This window comes from Pseudomonas cimarronensis (assembly GCF_049331905.1).
Taxonomy (GTDB): domain Bacteria; phylum Pseudomonadota; class Gammaproteobacteria; order Pseudomonadales; family Pseudomonadaceae; genus Aquipseudomonas.
Genome location: NZ_CP186283.1, coordinates 3026342 through 3043192, shown reverse-complemented (window position 1 = coordinate 3043192; position 16851 = coordinate 3026342). Strand labels below are relative to the sequence as shown.

The 16851-nt window shown below is 60.3% G+C and carries 14 protein-coding genes; 9 read left to right on the top strand and 5 right to left on the bottom strand.

Annotated features, from left to right (window positions below):
* The first annotated feature begins 4 nt into the window (after positions 1-4).
* Complete coding sequence (prpF, locus tag ACOCLD_RS14130; protein ID WP_422909615.1) at positions 5-1192, top strand: 2-methylaconitate cis-trans isomerase PrpF; 1188 nt, start codon at positions 5-7, stop codon at positions 1190-1192.
* A 67-nt stretch (positions 1193-1259) separates the two neighbouring features.
* On the opposite strand, the gene ppsR is transcribed toward prpF, so the two are convergent.
* Complete coding sequence (ppsR, locus tag ACOCLD_RS14125; protein WP_233685130.1) at positions 1260-2078, bottom strand: posphoenolpyruvate synthetase regulatory kinase/phosphorylase PpsR; 819 nt, start codon at positions 2076-2078, stop codon at positions 1260-1262.
* A gap of 180 nt (positions 2079-2258) precedes the next feature.
* On the opposite strand from ppsR, the gene ppsA reads away from it, so the two are divergent.
* From ppsA to ACOCLD_RS14085, 8 genes are all read left to right on the top strand, one after another.
* Positions 2259-4634, top strand: a complete 2376-nt coding sequence (gene ppsA / locus ACOCLD_RS14120) for a phosphoenolpyruvate synthase (protein WP_422909614.1) — start codon at positions 2259-2261, stop codon at positions 4632-4634.
* Between the two features lie 63 nt (positions 4635-4697).
* Positions 4698-5705: an alpha/beta fold hydrolase gene (locus tag ACOCLD_RS14115; protein ID WP_422909613.1), complete on the top strand. Its 1008-nt coding sequence runs from the start codon at positions 4698-4700 to the stop codon at positions 5703-5705.
* A gap of 135 nt (positions 5706-5840) precedes the next feature.
* Entirely contained in the window at positions 5841-6329 is a 489-nt protein-coding gene (gene rraA, locus ACOCLD_RS14110) for a ribonuclease E activity regulator RraA (protein WP_108488143.1), read from the top strand.
* Between the two features lie 20 nt (positions 6330-6349).
* A complete protein-coding gene (locus ACOCLD_RS14105; RefSeq protein ID WP_392539743.1) occupies positions 6350-7345 on the top strand; it encodes a zinc transporter ZntB in 996 nt (331 codons plus the stop codon).
* 54 nt (positions 7346-7399) lie between these two features.
* The gene (locus tag ACOCLD_RS14100; protein WP_422909612.1) at positions 7400-7645 is read left to right on the top strand and encodes a CrfX protein; all 246 of its coding nucleotides are present in this window, start codon (positions 7400-7402) and stop codon (positions 7643-7645) included.
* 2 nt (positions 7646-7647) lie between these two features.
* Positions 7648-8463: a mechanosensitive ion channel family protein gene (locus ACOCLD_RS14095; RefSeq protein WP_233685124.1), complete on the top strand. Its 816-nt coding sequence runs from the start codon at positions 7648-7650 to the stop codon at positions 8461-8463.
* An 87-nt stretch (positions 8464-8550) separates the two neighbouring features.
* Positions 8551-9141, top strand: a complete 591-nt coding sequence (sigX, locus tag ACOCLD_RS14090) for an RNA polymerase sigma factor SigX (protein WP_257779508.1) — start codon at positions 8551-8553, stop codon at positions 9139-9141.
* A gap of 107 nt (positions 9142-9248) precedes the next feature.
* Positions 9249-10217: an OmpA family protein gene (locus ACOCLD_RS14085; RefSeq protein ID WP_422909611.1), complete on the top strand. Its 969-nt coding sequence runs from the start codon at positions 9249-9251 to the stop codon at positions 10215-10217.
* 141 nt (positions 10218-10358) lie between these two features.
* Here ACOCLD_RS14085 and cobA read toward each other — a convergent pair whose 3' ends face one another.
* From cobA to nirB, 4 genes are read right to left on the bottom strand one after another with little or no spacing between them, the layout of a single operon-like run.
* Positions 10359-11096 carry a uroporphyrinogen-III C-methyltransferase gene (gene cobA / locus ACOCLD_RS14080; protein ID WP_422909610.1) on the bottom strand — a complete coding sequence of 246 codons (738 nt, stop codon included), beginning with the start codon at positions 11094-11096 and terminating at the stop codon, positions 10359-10361.
* 11 nt (positions 11097-11107) lie between these two features.
* On the bottom strand, positions 11108-13819 hold the full coding sequence (locus ACOCLD_RS14075; RefSeq protein WP_422909609.1) for a molybdopterin-dependent oxidoreductase: 2712 nt from the start codon (positions 13817-13819) through the stop codon (positions 11108-11110).
* Positions 13820-13843: 24 nt separating this feature from the next.
* Complete coding sequence (gene nirD, locus ACOCLD_RS14070; protein WP_422909608.1) at positions 13844-14173, bottom strand: nitrite reductase small subunit NirD; 330 nt, start codon at positions 14171-14173, stop codon at positions 13844-13846.
* A complete protein-coding gene (gene nirB, locus ACOCLD_RS14065; protein ID WP_422909607.1) occupies positions 14170-16626 on the bottom strand; it encodes a nitrite reductase large subunit NirB in 2457 nt (818 codons plus the stop codon). The genes nirD and nirB overlap by 4 nt, the downstream gene beginning before the upstream one ends.
* Between the last annotated feature and the right edge of the window lie 225 nt (positions 16627-16851).

Genomic DNA, 16851 nt, shown 5'->3' with positions numbered 1-16851 from the left:
AACCATGCCCCACGCACCTCAGATCAAGATTCCCGCCACTTATATGCGTGGCGGCACCAGCAAAGGCGTGTTCTTCCGCCTGCAGGACCTGCCGCCAAGCTGCCAGGTGCCGGGCGCTGCGCGCGACAAGCTGTTTATGCGGGTGATCGGCAGTCCCGATCCTTATGCCGCGCATATCGACGGCATGGGCGGCGCCACGTCCTCGACGTCCAAGTGTGTGATTTTGTCGAAAAGCAGCCAGCCGGAGCATGACGTCGACTACCTCTACGGTCAGGTCTCGATCGACAAGGCTTTTGTCGACTGGAGCGGCAATTGCGGCAACCTGTCTACCGGTGCCGGGGCCTTTGCCATTCATGCTGGTCTACTTGACCCTGCTCGCATCCCGGAAAACGGCATGTGTGTGGTGCGCATCTGGCAGGCAAATATCCAGAAAACCATCATCGCCCATGTGCCGGTGAGCAATGGTCAGGTGCAGGAAACCGGCGACTTCGAGCTGGATGGCGTGACCTTTCCGGCGGCCGAGATCGTGCTGGAGTTTCTCGATCCATCCGACGATGGCGAGGAGGGCAGCTCGATGTTCCCCACCGGCAACCTGGTCGATGACCTGGAAGTGCCGGGTCTAGGCACCTTTAAGGCGACCATGATCAGCGCTGGTATCCCGACTGTGTTCGTCAATGCCGAGGACATCGGCTACCAGGGCACCGAATTGCGCGAGGCGATCAATGGTGATCCGGCGCAGTTGGCACGTTTCGAGGCCATTCGCGTGGCTGGCGCGCTGCGCATGGGTCTGATCAAGAGTGCCGAAGAGGCGCAATCCCGCCAGCACACGCCGAAGATCGCCTTTGTCAGCCCGCCTAAGGACTACCAGGCCTCCTGCGGCAAGACCATCGCGGCCGGCGAAGTGGACCTGCTGGTGCGTGCGCTGTCCATGGGTAAGCTGCACCACGCGATGATGGGCACCTGTGCGGTGGCTATTGGCACGGCAGCGGCGATTCCCGGAACCCTGGTCAATCTGGCGGCCGGTGGCGGCGAGCGTGAGGCGGTGCGTTTCGGTCACCCGTCCGGCACCTTGCGGGTTGGTGCGCAGGCTGAGCGGGTCGATGGCCAATGGACAGTCACCAAGGCGATCATGTCGCGTTCGGCGCGCATTCTGATGGAAGGCTGGGTACGTGTGCCGGGCGATGCTTTGTAGTCTTTATAAATGAGAAAAGGCTCGAAGAGTTCGAGCCTTTTCTTTTCGCTTCAATGGGTTGTACAGGTTACTTGAGACGGCGCTCAACACCTTTTTCCACCAGGATCTTCGCGGAGATTTCTTCCACCGAGAAGTGTGTGGAGTTGATGAAGTTGATGTTCTCGCGGCGGAACAGGTTTTCCACCTCGCGCACTTCAAACTCGCACTGGGCATAGCTGGCGTAACGGCTGTTGGGCTTGCGCTCGTTACGAATGGCGGTGAGTCGATCGGGGTCGATGGTCAGGCCGAACAGCTTGTCCTTGTAGGTCTTCAGCGCGGCTGGCAATTGCAGGCGCTCCATGTCGTCTTCGGTCAGCGGGTAATTGGCCGCGCGGATGCCGTATTGCATGGCCATGTACAGGCAGGTGGGGGTTTTGCCGCAGCGTGATACGCCGACCAGGATCAGGTCGGCCTTGTCGTAGTAATGGGTGCGTGCGCCATCGTCGTTGTCCAGGGCGAAGTTGACCGCCTCGATGCGCTCCATGTAGTTGGAGTTGTGGCCGATGGAGTGCGACTTGCCGACCGAGTAGGAAGAGTGAGAGGTCAGCTCTTGTTCGAGCGGGGCGAGAAAGGTCGAGAAAATATCGATCATGAAACCTTCAGATTCAGCCAGGATGTCGCGGATGTCCTGGTTGACGATGGTGTCGAAGATGATCGGGCGAGAGCCGTCTTTCTCGGCGGCGCTGTTGATTTGTTGTACCATTGCGCGCGCTTTTTCCACACTGTCGATGTACGGCCGTGTGAGTTTGGTGAAGTTGATGGTTTCAAACTGTGCCAGCAGACTCTGGCCCAGGGTTTCGGCGGTAATGCCGGTGCCATCGGAGATGAAGAAAGCGGTTCGTTTCATTTGCGCCGTGGGCCTTAAGCTGAGGACGAATCTTGGCTATCATAGGCCCGCCTTTGCAGGGCCGATCTGGCCGGCATTGTTACTTATTTTCCAGGGCCAGGCCACAATCGTGCGGGCATGTTTGCCGCCGAACTTTCCCAGCCCCTTGAGCTTTTCCAACACCTTAGTGGAGAGATCACCTTGGTAGAGTACGTAGTTTCCCTCGATAAGCTCGGCAATCACGATGTTGAGCACGTAGGGGGCAAGAACGCCTCCCTGGGCGAGATGATCAGTAACCTGGCTGGTGCTGGTGTGTCGGTGCCCGGTGGTTTCGCCACTACGGCTCAGGCCTATCGCGATTTTCTTGAGCAAAGTGGCCTGAATGCGCAGATTCACGCTGCCCTTGATGCTCTCGATGTAGACGACGTCAATGCCCTGGCCAAGACCGGTGCGCAGATTCGCCAGTGGGTGATGGATGCGCCATTCCCGGCTGAGCTGGACAAGCAGATCCGCATCGCCTTTGCCGAAATGGCCGGCAGTAACGACAACATGGCCGTGGCTGTGCGTTCCTCCGCCACTGCCGAAGACCTGCCAGATGCCTCGTTTGCCGGCCAGCAGGAAACCTTCCTGAACATTCGTGGCGTGGATAACGTGATTCGCGCTGCCAAAGAGGTATTCGCCTCGCTGTTCAACGACCGCGCCATTGCCTACCGCGTGCACCAGGGCTTTGACCACAAACTGGTCGCCCTGTCTGCAGGTGTGCAGCGCATGGTGCGTTCGGAAACCGGTACCGCCGGCGTGATGTTCACCCTGGACACAGAGTCGGGCTTCCGTGACGTGGTGTTTATCACCGGCGCTTACGGCCTCGGCGAAACCGTGGTGCAGGGCGCGGTCAACCCTGACGAGTTCTACGTACACAAGCAGACGCTGGAAGCCGGTCGCCCGGCCATCCTGCGCCGCAACCTGGGCAGCAAAGCCATCAAGATGATCTACGGCGACGAAGCCAAGGCCGGTAAATCGGTCAAGGTTGTCGATGTGGACCGCGCTGAGCGTGCGCGCTTCTGCCTCAGCGATGCCGAAGTCAGCGAGCTGGCCAAGCAGGCCATGATCATCGAGAAACACTACGGTCGTCCGATGGACATCGAGTGGGCCAAAGACGGCGATGACGGCAAGCTGTATATCGTTCAGGCTCGCCCGGAAACCGTGAAAAGCCGCGCTAGCGTCAATGTCATGGAACGCTACCTGCTCAAGGAAACCGGTACCGTTCTGGTTGAAGGTCGCGCGATTGGGCAGAAGATCGGCGCCGGCAAGGTGCGGGTGATTCACGACGTTTCCGAGATGGATAAGGTCCAGCCGGGCGACGTGCTGGTCTCCGACATGACCGATCCGGACTGGGAGCCAGTGATGAAGCGCGCCAGCGCCATCGTCACCAACCGTGGCGGTCGTACCTGTCACGCGGCGATCATTGCCCGCGAACTGGGCATTCCTGCCGTCGTCGGTTGCGGCAACGCCACCCAGGTGCTGAAAGACGGCATGGGTGTGACGGTTTCCTGCGCCGAAGGCGACACCGGTTTTATCTTCGAAGGCGAGCTGGGCTTCGACATTCGCAAGAACTCGGTCGACGCCATGCCGGAGCTGCCGTTCAAGATCATGATGAACGTCGGCAACCCGGACCGTGCCTTCGACTTCGCGCAACTGCCCAACGAAGGCGTGGGTCTGGCGCGTCTGGAGTTCATCATCAACCGCATGATCGGTGTGCATCCCAAAGCGCTGCTGAACTTCGCCGGCCTGCCGCCGGAGATCAAGGACAGCGTCGAGAAGCGCATCGCCGGTTACGACGATCCGGTCAATTTCTACGTCGAGAAACTGGTTGAGGGCATCAGCACCCTGGCCGCCGCGTTCTGGCCGAAAAAGGTCATCGTGCGTCTGTCGGACTTCAAGTCCAACGAATACGCCAACCTGATCGGCGGCAAGCTCTACGAGCCGGAAGAAGAGAACCCGATGCTCGGCTTCCGTGGCGCTTCGCGTTATATCAGCGAATCGTTCCGCGACTGTTTCGAGCTGGAGTGCCGCGCGCTGAAGAAAGTGCGCAATGAGATGGGCCTGACCAACGTCGAGATCATGGTGCCGTTTGTGCGCACTCTGGGCGAGGCCTCGCAAGTGGTTGAGCTGCTGGCGAAGAATGGTCTGGCGCGCGGTCAGGATGGCCTCAAGGTCATCATGATGTGTGAGCTGCCGTCCAACGCCATTCTGGCTGAGGAATTCCTGGAGTTCTTCGACGGTTTCTCCATCGGTTCCAACGACCTGACTCAGCTGACCCTGGGCCTGGACCGTGACTCGGGCATCGTTGCGCACCTGTTCGATGAGCGTAACCCAGCGGTGAAGAAGCTGCTGAGCAACGCCATCCAGGCCTGTAACAAGGCGGGCAAGTACATCGGCATCTGTGGTCAGGGCCCTTCGGATCACCCGGATCTGGCGCGTTGGCTGATGGAGCAGGGCATCGAAAGCGTGTCGTTGAACCCGGATTCGGTGCTCGACACCTGGTTCTTCCTGGCCGAAGGTCAAACATCGGCCTGATAGCGCTTTAAAATCTCTATTCAAGGGCGGGTTGATCCTGCCCTTTTTTACGCCAGAGAAAAAATGCAAAGCAGCAGTGAGCTTTTCCCCGTCGCCTTGATCAGCGCGGAGTTTCGCGGTGACCTGAGCGAAGATGTTTATCGCCTCAAGCCGGGCAACAGTCCGGATGGCAGCGTCGAGTTGGCTCTCACGCGCCTCGGGCGAGCTGGGCATGAGCAGGAACGCGGTGCCCCGGTGATTCTGATTCCGGGTAGTTTTTCCAATCGGCGTTTCTGGTATTCACCCAAATGCATTGGCCTGGGGCCATATCTGGCGCGCGCCGGTTTCGATGTGTGGATTGCCGAAATGCGCGGTCATGGCCTGTCACCGCGCAACCGTGACTATCAGCGCAACACGGTCAGCGATTACGTGCGTTATGACCTGCCGGCGATTGCCGACTTTGTCTATGAGCAGAACCCGCAGAAGGCTCATTGGTTGGGTCATTCGTTGGGCGGGATCATCCTTGCGGGTGGTCTGGGCGGACATTATCTGGATCAGGCGAAAATCGCTTCCAGCGTGCTGTTTGGCAGTCAGATCAGTCGTATTTACTGGCCGTTGAAGATTCCGCCGGTGGAGTGGGGTGGGCGTTTTCTGCTCAAGCGGTTTTCGGCTATTTCCGGCTCGCGGCTCAAACGTGGTCCCGAGGATGAGCCGATTGGTCTGGCTGTTGAAAGCCTACGCTGGCATGGCTTGTTTGGTCGTTTCGGCGATGCTGAGCGTGACTGGTGGGCGGGGCTGGCCGATGTGCGTGTACCGGTCATGGCAGTGGCTGCGCTGGGGGATAACCAGGACCCGGCCTGGGCCTGCGAGAAACTGCTGAAGCAGTTCGGTTCACCGCTGAGCGAGTTTCTTTGTCTGGGCAAGAAGCATGGTTTCAGTGGCGATTTTGGCCATGTTGAAATGCTCGTCAGCAAAGAGGCACAGCGCGAGGTCTGGCCCCTGATCGAGCAGTGGCTGCGCAAGAGTCCGCAAGTGGCTGCCGAGCTTGAGCGTGCGGCGCTAGAGGCCGATAAAGGCATTTGCGCAGAGTGAGCTTGCGGCTAGTATCGCGGCATTGTGCTGGTTGCGGTGTGAACATAAATCTGAACGAACTGACGGCGGCATGCGTCAATTCTGTATCGCTGTCAGTGATCGGCAGCAGCGCTTTTCCATCCAAGGAGTTTTGCCATGCATTACATCACCCCGGATCTGTGTGACGCCTATCCTGAGCTGGTTCAGGTCGTTGAGCCGATGTTCAGCAACTTTGGCGGTCGTGATTCCTTTGGTGGCGAGATCGTGACCATCAAGTGCTTTGAAGACAACTCGCTGGTCAAGGAGCAGGTCGAGCAGCCAGGCAAGGGAAAAGTGATGGTGGTGGATGGTGGTGCCTCCATGCGCCGCGCACTGCTGGGCGACATGCTCGCCGAAAAGGCCGCGAAGAATGGCTGGGAAGGCATTGTGGTGTACGGCTGTGTGCGTGATGTTGACGTGTTGGCGCAGACTGATCTGGGTATTCAGGCCCTTGCCAGCCATCCGATGAAAACCGACAAGCGTGGCATTGGTGATCTGAATGTTGCGGTCACGTTCGGCGGCGTTACCTTCCGTCCGGGCGAATTTATCTACGCCGACAACAATGGCGTGATCATTTCGCCTTCTGCCCTGCAAATGCCGGAGTAAGGGTTTTGCAGGAAACCGTCATGCGTGAGGAAGACAACGCGCAGTGGGGCCTGGTGCATGCCTTCGTCCTCAATGGTCAGGGCGGGGCACGCAGCATCACCCGACAGGAACTGCAGGGGCTTGAACTGCGTGAGCAGGAAAGTCTTTGGCTGCACTGGGATCGCGGGCATCCGCATACGCACAACTGGCTGCGTGCTGAAAGCGGGCTGAACGAGTTCGCCTGCAACCTGCTGCTGGAGGAGAACACCCGGCCCCGGCTGTTGGCGTTGCCTGAGCAACAGTTGCTGCTGTTTCTGCGTGGTTTGAACCTCAACCCTGGCGCCGAACCGGAAGACATGGTGTCGGTGCGCATCTTCGCTGATGCGCAGCGTGCGATCTCCCTGCGTCTGCGCCCCTTACGTGCCACCGAAGCTCTGATCGAGGACCTGCTGGCCGGGCGCGGGCCGAAAACCTCGGCGGAGCTGATTCTGCGTCTGGCGCATTACCTGACGGACAAGATCGAACTGCTGATCGGCGACCTCGCCGAGCAGATTGATGAGCAAGAAGAACTTGCCGATGCCGAGCAGACCAGCACTCTGGATCACGCTGAGTTGCTACAGATGCGCCGACGTGCGGCCAGCCTGCGACGGTTTCTGGCGCCGCAGCGCGACATCTACGGACAACTGACGGCCAGTGCCCAGGCCTGGTTTGTCGGCGGCGACAGCAGCTACTGGAATGAGCTGAATAACCGCCTGACCCGTTATCTGGAAGAGCTGGAACTCAGCCGCGAGCGCGTCAGTCTGCTGCTGGAAGCCGAAAACCGGCGTATGGATGAACGGATGAACCACACCATGTACCGGTTCGGCATCATCACCGGGATTTTCCTGCCGATGAGCTTTATCACCGGGCTGCTGGGGATCAACGTCGGCGGTATTCCCGGCTCGGAAAGCCCTCACGGTTTTCTGTTGGCTTGCTCGTTGATGGCCGTCGTCGCGCTGGGGCAGTGGCTGTTGTTTCGCCGCTTGCGCTGGATCTGATGTGACTTGCCTTGCACATGCCTCGTCTAGCCGTCACATCCTGTGAGGTGCGCCATGCACGATCCGTTTGAAGAATCACTGCGTGATTTGCTCAAGTCACCTGCCGCAAGCCACGACGATGATGCCTGTCTGCATCGCGTGCTGAAGACCGCCAATCGCCAGGTCGGTGCAGGTGATCTGTTTGCCCTGATGGGGCACTGGCTGAGTGCGCTGATGATTGCCCTGAATAACGGTTCGGCACATGTTGCACCTGTTTCACGCCGCAAACCCTCACTTCGTTCGACTGAAAAGGCTGACTGAGCATGGAATTTACTCAAGTTCTGGTTGATGCGATGGCCAGCGTGTGGACCCCGATTGCCGCCTTTATCCCGCGCCTGTTCGGTGCCATGGTGGTGGTGCTACTGGGTTTCGTGGTGGCCAAGTTCCTCGACACCCTGTTGTCGAAGCTGCTCGGCAAGATCGGCCTGGATCGCCTGATGGCGGGCACTGGCCTGACCAAGTTGCTGAGCCGCGCCGGCATTCAGGTGCCGGTATCGACCCTGATCGGCAAGATCGTCTATTGGTTCGTGCTGTTGATCTTCCTAGTGACGGCTGCTGAGTCCCTGGGCTTGGAGCGGGTTTCCGCAACGCTTGATGTGCTGGCCCTGTACCTGCCGAAAGTGTTCGGTGCGGCCCTGGTGCTGCTGGCTGGTGTATTGCTGGCGCAACTGGTCAGTGGCCTGGTACGCGGTGCAGCGGAAGGTGTCGGCCTGGATTACGCCAACGGTCTGGGGCGTATCGCTCAGGGCCTGGTGATCATCATCAGCATCTCGGTGGCCATCGGCCAGTTGGAGGTCAAGACTGACCTGCTCAACAACGTGATCGCCATCGTGCTGATTTCCGTGGGCCTCGCAGTGGCCCTGGCCCTGGGGCTGGGGAGTCGTGATATTGCCAGCCAGATTCTGGCGGGTATTTATGTGCGCGAGTTGTATGAGGTTGGGCAACAAGTGCAGATCGGTGCGGTCGAAGGGCAGATCGAGGAGATCGGAACGGTCAAGACCACCCTGCTGACGGAAGCGGGCGAGTTGGTCTCAGTGGCCAACCGTACCTTGCTCGAGCAGCAGGTAAGCAGCCGCTAAGGCCAATCCCTGCTATTGTATGCGGCCAATCCGCAGCCTGATTCAGGGCTGCGCTGGCTTTTGTCCTGACTGTCGGCCCGACTCGTTTTGAATAAAGCCCATTCTGCGTCTCTACGCTACGACCCCCGCGAGCTCTCGGATGAAGAGTTGGTGGCGCGTGCGCATGACGAGTTATTCCACATAACCCGTGCCTATGAAGAGTTGATGCGTCGTTATCAGCGCACCTTGTTCAACGTGTGCGCGCGTTACTTGGGCAACGAGCGTGACGCCGATGATGTCTGCCAGGAAGTAATGCTCAAGGTCTTATATGGCCTGAAGAACTTTGAAGGTAAGTCGAAGTTCAAAACCTGGCTGTACAGCATTACCTATAACGAATGTATTACCCAATATCGCAAAGAGCGGCGTAAACGTCGTCTTATTGACGCCTTAAGTTTGGATCCGCTTGAAGAAGCTTCCGAAGAAAAGGCGCCAAAGCCCGAGGAAAAGGGCGGGCTTGACCGTTGGCTGGTGCACGTCAATCCGATTGACCGGGAAATTCTGGTGCTACGTTTTGTCGCAGAGCTGGAGTTTCAGGAGATTGCCGACATCATGCACATGGGCCTGAGCGCGACGAAAATGCGTTATAAGCGGGCACTCGATCGGCTGCGTGATAAATTTTCTGACAATCCCGAAACTTAGTTGGAATAAAGGCGTCATAGTAAGCGGTTAATTCTGGTAGAATTGCCGGCTGAGTTGTCTTGTGTCTGTCAGACAACTTACTGACCACCAAGATAGGGATTCTCGTAATGAAATTGAAAAACACTCTAGGCGCTGTTATTGGCTCGCTGCTGGCCACCGCTTCCCTGAGCGCTCTCGCTCAAGGCCAAGGCGCTGTAGAAGTGGAGGGTTTTGCCAAGAAGGAAATCTTCGACAGCGCCCGTGACTTCAAAAACAACGGCAACCTGTTCGGCGGTAGCATCGGCTACTACCTGACTGACGACGTTGAACTGCGCCTGAGCTACGACGAAGTGCACAACGCACGTGGCGAAGATGGCCGCAACATCAAGGGCTCCAACACCGCTCTGGATGCGCTGTACCACTTCAACAACGCTGGCGACGCACTGCGTCCTTACGTTTCCGCTGGCTTCTCCGATCAGAGCATCGGTCAGTCCGGTCGTAACGGTCGCAACGGTTCCACCTTCGCCAACGTTGGCGGCGGCGCCAAGTACTACTTCACTGACAACTTCTACGCCCGTGCTGGCGTTGAAGCTCAGTACAACATCGACCAGGGCGACACCGAGTGGGCTCCAAGCGTCGGTATCGGCATGAATTTCGGTGGCGGCAGCAAGCCGGCTCCAGTTGTAGCACCGGCTCCTGAGCCGATCCCAGAGCCAGTTGCTGCTGTTGAAGAGCCGCTGGAACTGGTTCGTGTTGAGCTGGACGTGAAGTTCGACTTCGACAAGGCTCAGGTCAAGCCAGAAAGCTATGGCGACATCAAGAACCTGGCTGACTTCATGAAGCAGTACCCGCAGACCACCACCGTGGTTGAAGGTCACACTGACTCCAAAGGCAGCGACGCCTACAATCAGAAACTGTCCGAGCGTCGCGCCAGCGCTGTTCGTGACGTCCTGGTCAACCAGTACGGCGTAGAAGCTTCCCGCGTTAACGCTGCCGGCTACGGTGAGTCCCGTCCGGTTGCTGACAATGCTACCGACGCAGGCCGTGCTGTTAACCGCCGCGTAGAAGCTGAAGTAGAAGCTCAGATCAAGCAGTAATCGATCTGGCTGCATAGAAAACCCGGCTTCGGCCGGGTTTTTTTATGCCTGCGATAAATGCTCTGCTCTAAAACTAAATGAGGGCAATAAAAAAAGCCCGCGGGTAGCGGGCGAGGGGAACTTCGCAGGAGCGCGAAGTGGTCAGGCACTGATCGCAGCGAGCTGCATGTCAGGTTGTGCGGCCACGTCGCCAATCACCAGGATGGCGGGGCTTTTCAGGCGGAAGTCGTGTGCGGCTTGTTGCATGTTTGCCAGGTTGCTGCGGCATTCGCGCTGTTCAGGCAGCGAGGCGTTTTCGATCATGGCCACCGGCATGTCATTGCGCATACCTGCAGCCAGCAGGCTTTCGCGGATTTCCGGCAGCTTGGCCACGCCCATATATACCACCAGGGTGGTGCCGCTCTGCGCCAAAGCACTCCAGTTCAGGCTGCTGTCGTCCTGGGTGTGGGCGGTGACCAGGGTTACGCCACGGGCGACGCCGCGCAGGGTCAGGGGAATGCCGAAATTGGTCGCCCCGGCTAAACCTGCGGTAATGCCGTTGACCATTTCCACTTCGATACCATGTTGGCTGAGCCAGTCGGCCTCCTCGCTGCCACGGCCGAAGATGCACGGGTCGCCACCTTTCAGGCGTACCACGCACTTGCCTTGGCGGGCATAACGCAGCATCAGCCGATGGATAAACGCCTGTGGCGTGGAGCGGCAACCGCCGCGCTTGCCCACCGGCATGATCCGTGCGCTGGGGCAGTGTTCCAGCACCGCCGGGTTGACCAGATCGTCGATCATCACGATGTCGGCCTGATTCAGGGCCTTGACTGCCTTGAGAGTCAGCAATTCCGGATCACCCGGGCCTGCGCCTACCAGCCAGACTTTTGCGCTCATATCGAATACCTCTAGGCGTTGACGGCAACCGGCTGTTGGGCCAGCAGGCGCTTGATTTCGGGTACGCAGGAACCACAGCTGGTGCCGCATTTGAGTTCCTGCTTGAGGCCGTTCAGGTCAAGACCGCGAGCGATTCCCGCGCATACTGCGGCTTCACTGACGTTCAGGCAGTTGCACAGGGTCTTGCTGGCGGTTTTGCTACTGGCACTGCCCGGTGGGGTTGACACGGGGGCGAGCAGCCAGCGGCGCAGATCGGCATCGGCTTGACCGTCGTTCCACAGGGTTTTTAGCCAGTCGCGAGCGGCGGTTTCACCAGCCAGACGGATCGCCGTGATGCGCCCATCTTCAATGCGTACGCGTTTGCCGACGGCCTTGCGCGGGTCGTCATAGGCCAGCACTGGGCCCTTGTTCAGGCCGAGCAGGCGGTCGATATGTGCCAGCAGTTCGGCCTCGGGTGCCACCGCACACGCTGCGCGGATCAGCAGAGCGGGGCGCTCGCGGCCGGTCAGGGTCAGGTTGGCGTAGGCAAACGCTTCGAACAACGGGCGCAATGCCTCGAAGCGCGACTGCACATCACCTTCGACCAGGGCAAAAAAGCTCCAGGGCAGCTCGACTTTTTCCACTTCGATGCCGGCATGTTTCAGCTCCGGCTGCTTGGACAGCGGATCGAACGCCGGCTGGGTCAGCACGTTGGTGCCCAGGCCCTTGAGAAAGCGGTTGCCCCAGTGCATGGGCATATACGCCTGGCCACTGCGGATCGACTCATCGGCCACCACCGGGACGATCAGGCTGCCGCGGCGGCTGCGCACCTTGAGCAGATCGCCGCTCTGCAGGCGACGCCGGCGCAGTTCGTCCGGATGCAGGCTGAGCAGCGCTTCCGGGGCGTGGCCGAACAGCTGCGCGGCCGAGCCGGTGCGGCTCATGCCGTGCCACTGATCACGCAGGCGGCCGGTGTTGAGGGTCAGGGAATAACGCGTCTCGCGTTTTTCCTTGGCCGCGCGAAACGGCTCGGCCTGAAACTTCGCGCGGCCGTTTGCCGTGGGGAACTGGCCATCGCCATACAGGCGCGCAGTTCCCTGAGTCGCGCCGGCCGGGAACGGCCATTGCTGGGGACCTTGGTGATCCAGAATCGCGTAGCTCAGCCCCGAGAGGTCGAGATCGCGTTTGGCAGTCAGGTGTTTGTATTCCTCGAACAGCGCGTCAGGGCTGTCGAAGGCGAACAGGCTGGGCAGGCCGGGGCGTAGCAGGGGTTCTAAACGGCGGGCGAAATCCGTGGTGATCGCCCAATCCGGCCGCGCCTCGGCGGGTGCTGGCACGGCGCGGCGCACATGGCTGATACGCCGCTCGGAGTTGGTCACTGTGCCTTCCTTCTCGCCCCAGCTGGCAGCGGGCAGCAGCAGGTCGGCGTAGTGGCAGGTCTCGGTGGTGAAGAAGGCTTCCTGCACCACGACGAAGGGGCAGGCGGCCAGCGCTTCATGCACCTTGTTCTGGTCCGGCAGCGACTGCGCCGGGTTGGTACAGGCAATCCACAGCGCTTTGATCTGGCCGACCCGCACCGCTTCGAACAGCTCGATGGCGGTCAGGCCGGTGCTTTCCGGCAGGCCGTCGACGCCCCAGTAGTGGGCGACTTCGGCGCGATGTTCGGCATTGCCAGCCTCGCGATGACCCGGCAGCAGGTTGCTCAGGCTGCCGGTTTCGCGGCCGCCCATGGCATTCGGCTGGCCGGTGAGGGAGAAGGGCCCGCTGCCGACTTTACCGATCTGCCCGGTGGCCAGGTGAAGGTTGATCAGCGCGCTGTTCTTGGCCGAGCCTGCGCTGGATTGGTTGAGGCCCATGCACCACAGCGAAAGAAAGCTCGGTGCCTGACCGATCAGCTGGGCGCACTGTTGCAGGCTGTCCACGCTGATGCCGCACAGCTCGCTGACCATCTGCGGGTTGTAGGCGTGCACCAGGCTTTTCAGGGCATCGAAGCCCTCGGTGTGGGCATCGATATAGCGGCGGTCGATCCAGCCTTCCCACAGCAGGATATGCAGGATGCCGTGAAACAGCGCCACGTCACTGCCCGGCAGAATCGCCAGGTGCAGGTCTGCCAGGTCGCAGGTGTCGGTGCGCCGCGGGTCGATGACGATGACCTTCATCTGCGGGCGTTTGGCCTTGGCTTCTTCCAGGCGGCGAAACAGCACCGGGTGGGCGTAGGCCATGTTGCTGCCGGCGATCAGCACGCAATCGCTCTGCTCGATGTCCTCGTAGTTGCACGGCGGCGCGTCGGCACCCAGGCTGCGCTTATAGCCCACCACGGCGCTGGACATGCACAGGCGCGAGTTGCTGTCGATATTGTTGGTGCCGACCAGGGCACGGGCCAGCTTGTTGAAGGCGTAGTAGTCCTCGGTCAGCAGTTGCCCGGAGATATAGAAGGCCACGCTGTCCGGGCCATGTTCGCGGATGGTTTCAGCAAACACGTTGGCGGCGTGATCCAGGGCGCTGTCCCAATCCGTGCGGGTGCGCGCCAGGCCCTTGCCCAGACGCAGTTCCGGGTAGAGGGCGCGGGCGTCGAGGTCGCCGGTCAGGTGCAGGCTTGCACCCTTGCTGCACAGCTTGCCGAGGTTGGCCGGGTGGCTGGGGTCGCCCGCAACGCCGAGAATCTTCTCGCCGTCGTGTTCGATCAGCACGCCGCAGCCGACACCGCAGTAGCAGCAGGTTGAAGCGGTGATTTGAGTGGCCATGGCCGTTTCTCCGCGCCTACAGGGTTATGCGCACTCGGCGGTGGCGACTTTCAGGGCCAGCAGCACGCGGCCGTTTTCCACCTTGGTCTCATGCTTGTGTGCACAGCCGACATCCGGTGCGACCGCCGCACCGCTTTCCAGCTCGATCTGCCAGTTGTGCAGCGGGCAGGCCACGCGCTTGCCGTAGATCAACCCCTGGGACAGCGGGCCGCCCTTGTGCGGGCAGCGGTCGTCGAGGGCGAATACTTCGTCGTCACTGGTGCGGAAGATCGCGATATCGCCTTTCGGGCCGCTGATGATGCGCGAGCCGAGCACGTTGATTTCTTCCAGGGCACAGATATCCAGCCAGTTCATACGGTGGCCTCCTCGACTTGCACGACGCTGATGCGGTCGAACTCTTTTTTCAGTTGCGGGGTTTCGATGCGTTCTTTCCACGGGTCCTGCTCGAACGACAGGGCGAACTGCAGGCGCGCATTCAACGCCTTGCGGTTGTCCTCGTCTTCCAGCACGGCCTTCTTGATGTGCTCCATGCCGACGCGCTGCATGTAGTGCACGGTGCGCTCCAGGTAGAAGGCTTCCTCGCGGTAAAGCTGGAGGAAGGCGCCGTTGTATTCGCGCACTTCTTCGGCGGTTTTCAGCTTGACGAAGAACTCGGCGACCTCGGTTTTGATCCCGCCGTTGCCACCGATGTACATCTCGAAGCCGGAGTCCACGCCGATGATGCCGACGTCCTTGATGCCGGCTTCGGCGCAGTTGCGCGGGCAGCCAGAGACGGCCAGCTTGACCTTGTGCGGCGACCACATATTGAACAGGTCGTGTTCCAGATCGATGCCCAGCTGGGTCGAGTTCTGTGTGCCAAAGCGGCAGAACTCACTGCCGACGCAGGTTTTCACGGTGCGGATGGACTTGCCGTAGGCGTGGCCCGAGGCCATGTCCAGCTCCTTCCATACCGCTGGCAGGTCTTCCTTCTTGATGCCCAGCAGGTCGATACGCTGACCGCCGGTGACCTTGACCATCGGCACCTTGTACTTGTCGGCGACGTCGGCGATGCGGCGCAGCTCAGACGGGTTGGTCACGCCGCCCCACATGCGCGGCACCACCGAGTAGGTGCCGTCTTTCTGGATGTTGGCGTGGGCACGTTCGTTGATCAGGCGCGACTGCGGGTCGTCCTTGGCTTCGCCCGGCCAAGTGGAGATCAGGTAGTAGTTCAGCGCCGGGCGGCAGGTGGCGCAGCCGTTTGGTGTGCTCCAGTGCAGCGCCGCCATGGTGTCGGCCATGCTGGTCAGGTGTTGTTCGCGAATCGCCTGGCGGATCTGCCCGTGGTTCATCTCGCTGCAGCCGCAGATGGCTTTCTCGCTTTTCGGCTTCACATCGGCGGCACCGCCGACGGTGCTGATCAGGATCTGCTCGACCAGGCCGGCGCATGAACCGCATGAGCTGGCGGCCTTGGTGTGCTTTTTCACTTCATCTACCGAGAACAGGCCGTTCTCCTGGATCGCCTTGACGATGGTGCCTTTGCACACGCCGTTACAGCCGCATACTTCCATGCTGTCGGGCATGTTGGCGGTGCTGCTCTGGCCCTGGTGGCCGACGTCGCCCAGTGCGTTTTCGCCGAACATCAGGTGATCGCGGATCTCGCTGATGTTGGCCTGCTCCTTGACCTGGCGGAAGTACCAGCCGCCGTCGGCAGTGTCGCCATACAGGCAGGCACCGACGAGGATGTCGTTCTTCACCACCAGCTTTTTGTACACGCCGCCAATCGGGTCGGAGAGGGTGATGGTCTCGGTGCCTTCACTGCCCATGAAATCGCCGGCGGAGAACAGGTCGATGCCGGTGACCTTCAGCTTGGTCGAGGTGACCGAGCCCTGATAACGGGCGAAGCCGAGCTGGGCCAGGTGGTTGGCGCAGACCTTGGCCTGCTCGAACAGCGGCGCAACCAGGCCGTAGGCAATGCCACGGTGGTTGGCGCATTCGCCGATCGAGTAAATACGCGGATCAAAGGTCTGCATGGTGTCGTTGACCAGAATGCCGCGGTTGCACGGAATGCCGGCCTTCTCGGCCAGTTCGGTGTTGGGGCGGATGCCGGCGGCCATTACCACCAGGTCGGCGGGAATCACGTCGCCACTCTTGAACTGCACGGCGCAGACGCGGCCGTCGCCGTTGTCCATCAGCTCTTCGGTCTGCTCATTCAGGCGGAAGTGGATGCCGCGGGCTTCCAGCGCGGTTTGCAGCAGCTTGCCGGCGGTTTTGTCCAGCTGACGCTCCAGCAGCCAGTCAGACAAATGCACCACGGTCACGTCCATGCCGCGCATCTTCAGGCCGTTGGCCGCTTCCAGGCCGAGCAGGCCGCCGCCGATGACCACGGCGTGGCTATGGGTTTTGGCGGTGTCGATCATGGTCTGGGTGTCGGCCACGTCGCGGTAGCCGATCACCCCGGTCAGCTTGTTGCCTGGAATCGGCAACACGAACGGGTTGGAACCGGTGGCGATGAGCAGGCGATCGTATTCGGCGCTGCTGCCGTCATCGGCAGTCACCACGCGCTTCTTGCGGTCGATGCTGATCACCTTGCGATTGAGCATCAGCTGGATGTTGTTTTCGGCGTACCAGTTGAGGTCGTTGAGGATGATTTCCTCGAAGGTCTGCTCGCCGGCCAGCACCGGCGAGAGCAGGATGCGGTTGTAGTTCGGGTGCGGTTCGGCGCCGAACACCGTAATGTCGTAGAGGTCGGGGGCAAGCTTGAGCAGCTCTTCAAGGGTGCGCACACCCGCCATGCCGTTACCGATCATCACCAGCTTGAGCTTCTGCATGCCGGCCATCTCCTGATTAAAAACGCGCAAAAACAAAAAAGGCGTCCCGCTAGTCACCTAGCGAGGACGCCTTTGTCCAAGTCCCGTTCTCTCGGGAAGTGCGGCCTTCTTCGTTGAAGGCTGCGCTTTATTAAATTGTGTCAGTGCCAATGCAGGGCGTGTGCCAACTTGCCTGGGCCCGGATTTACTGGGTCTTGCAGCGGTTTTGCCTGAGGGTTGTAGCGA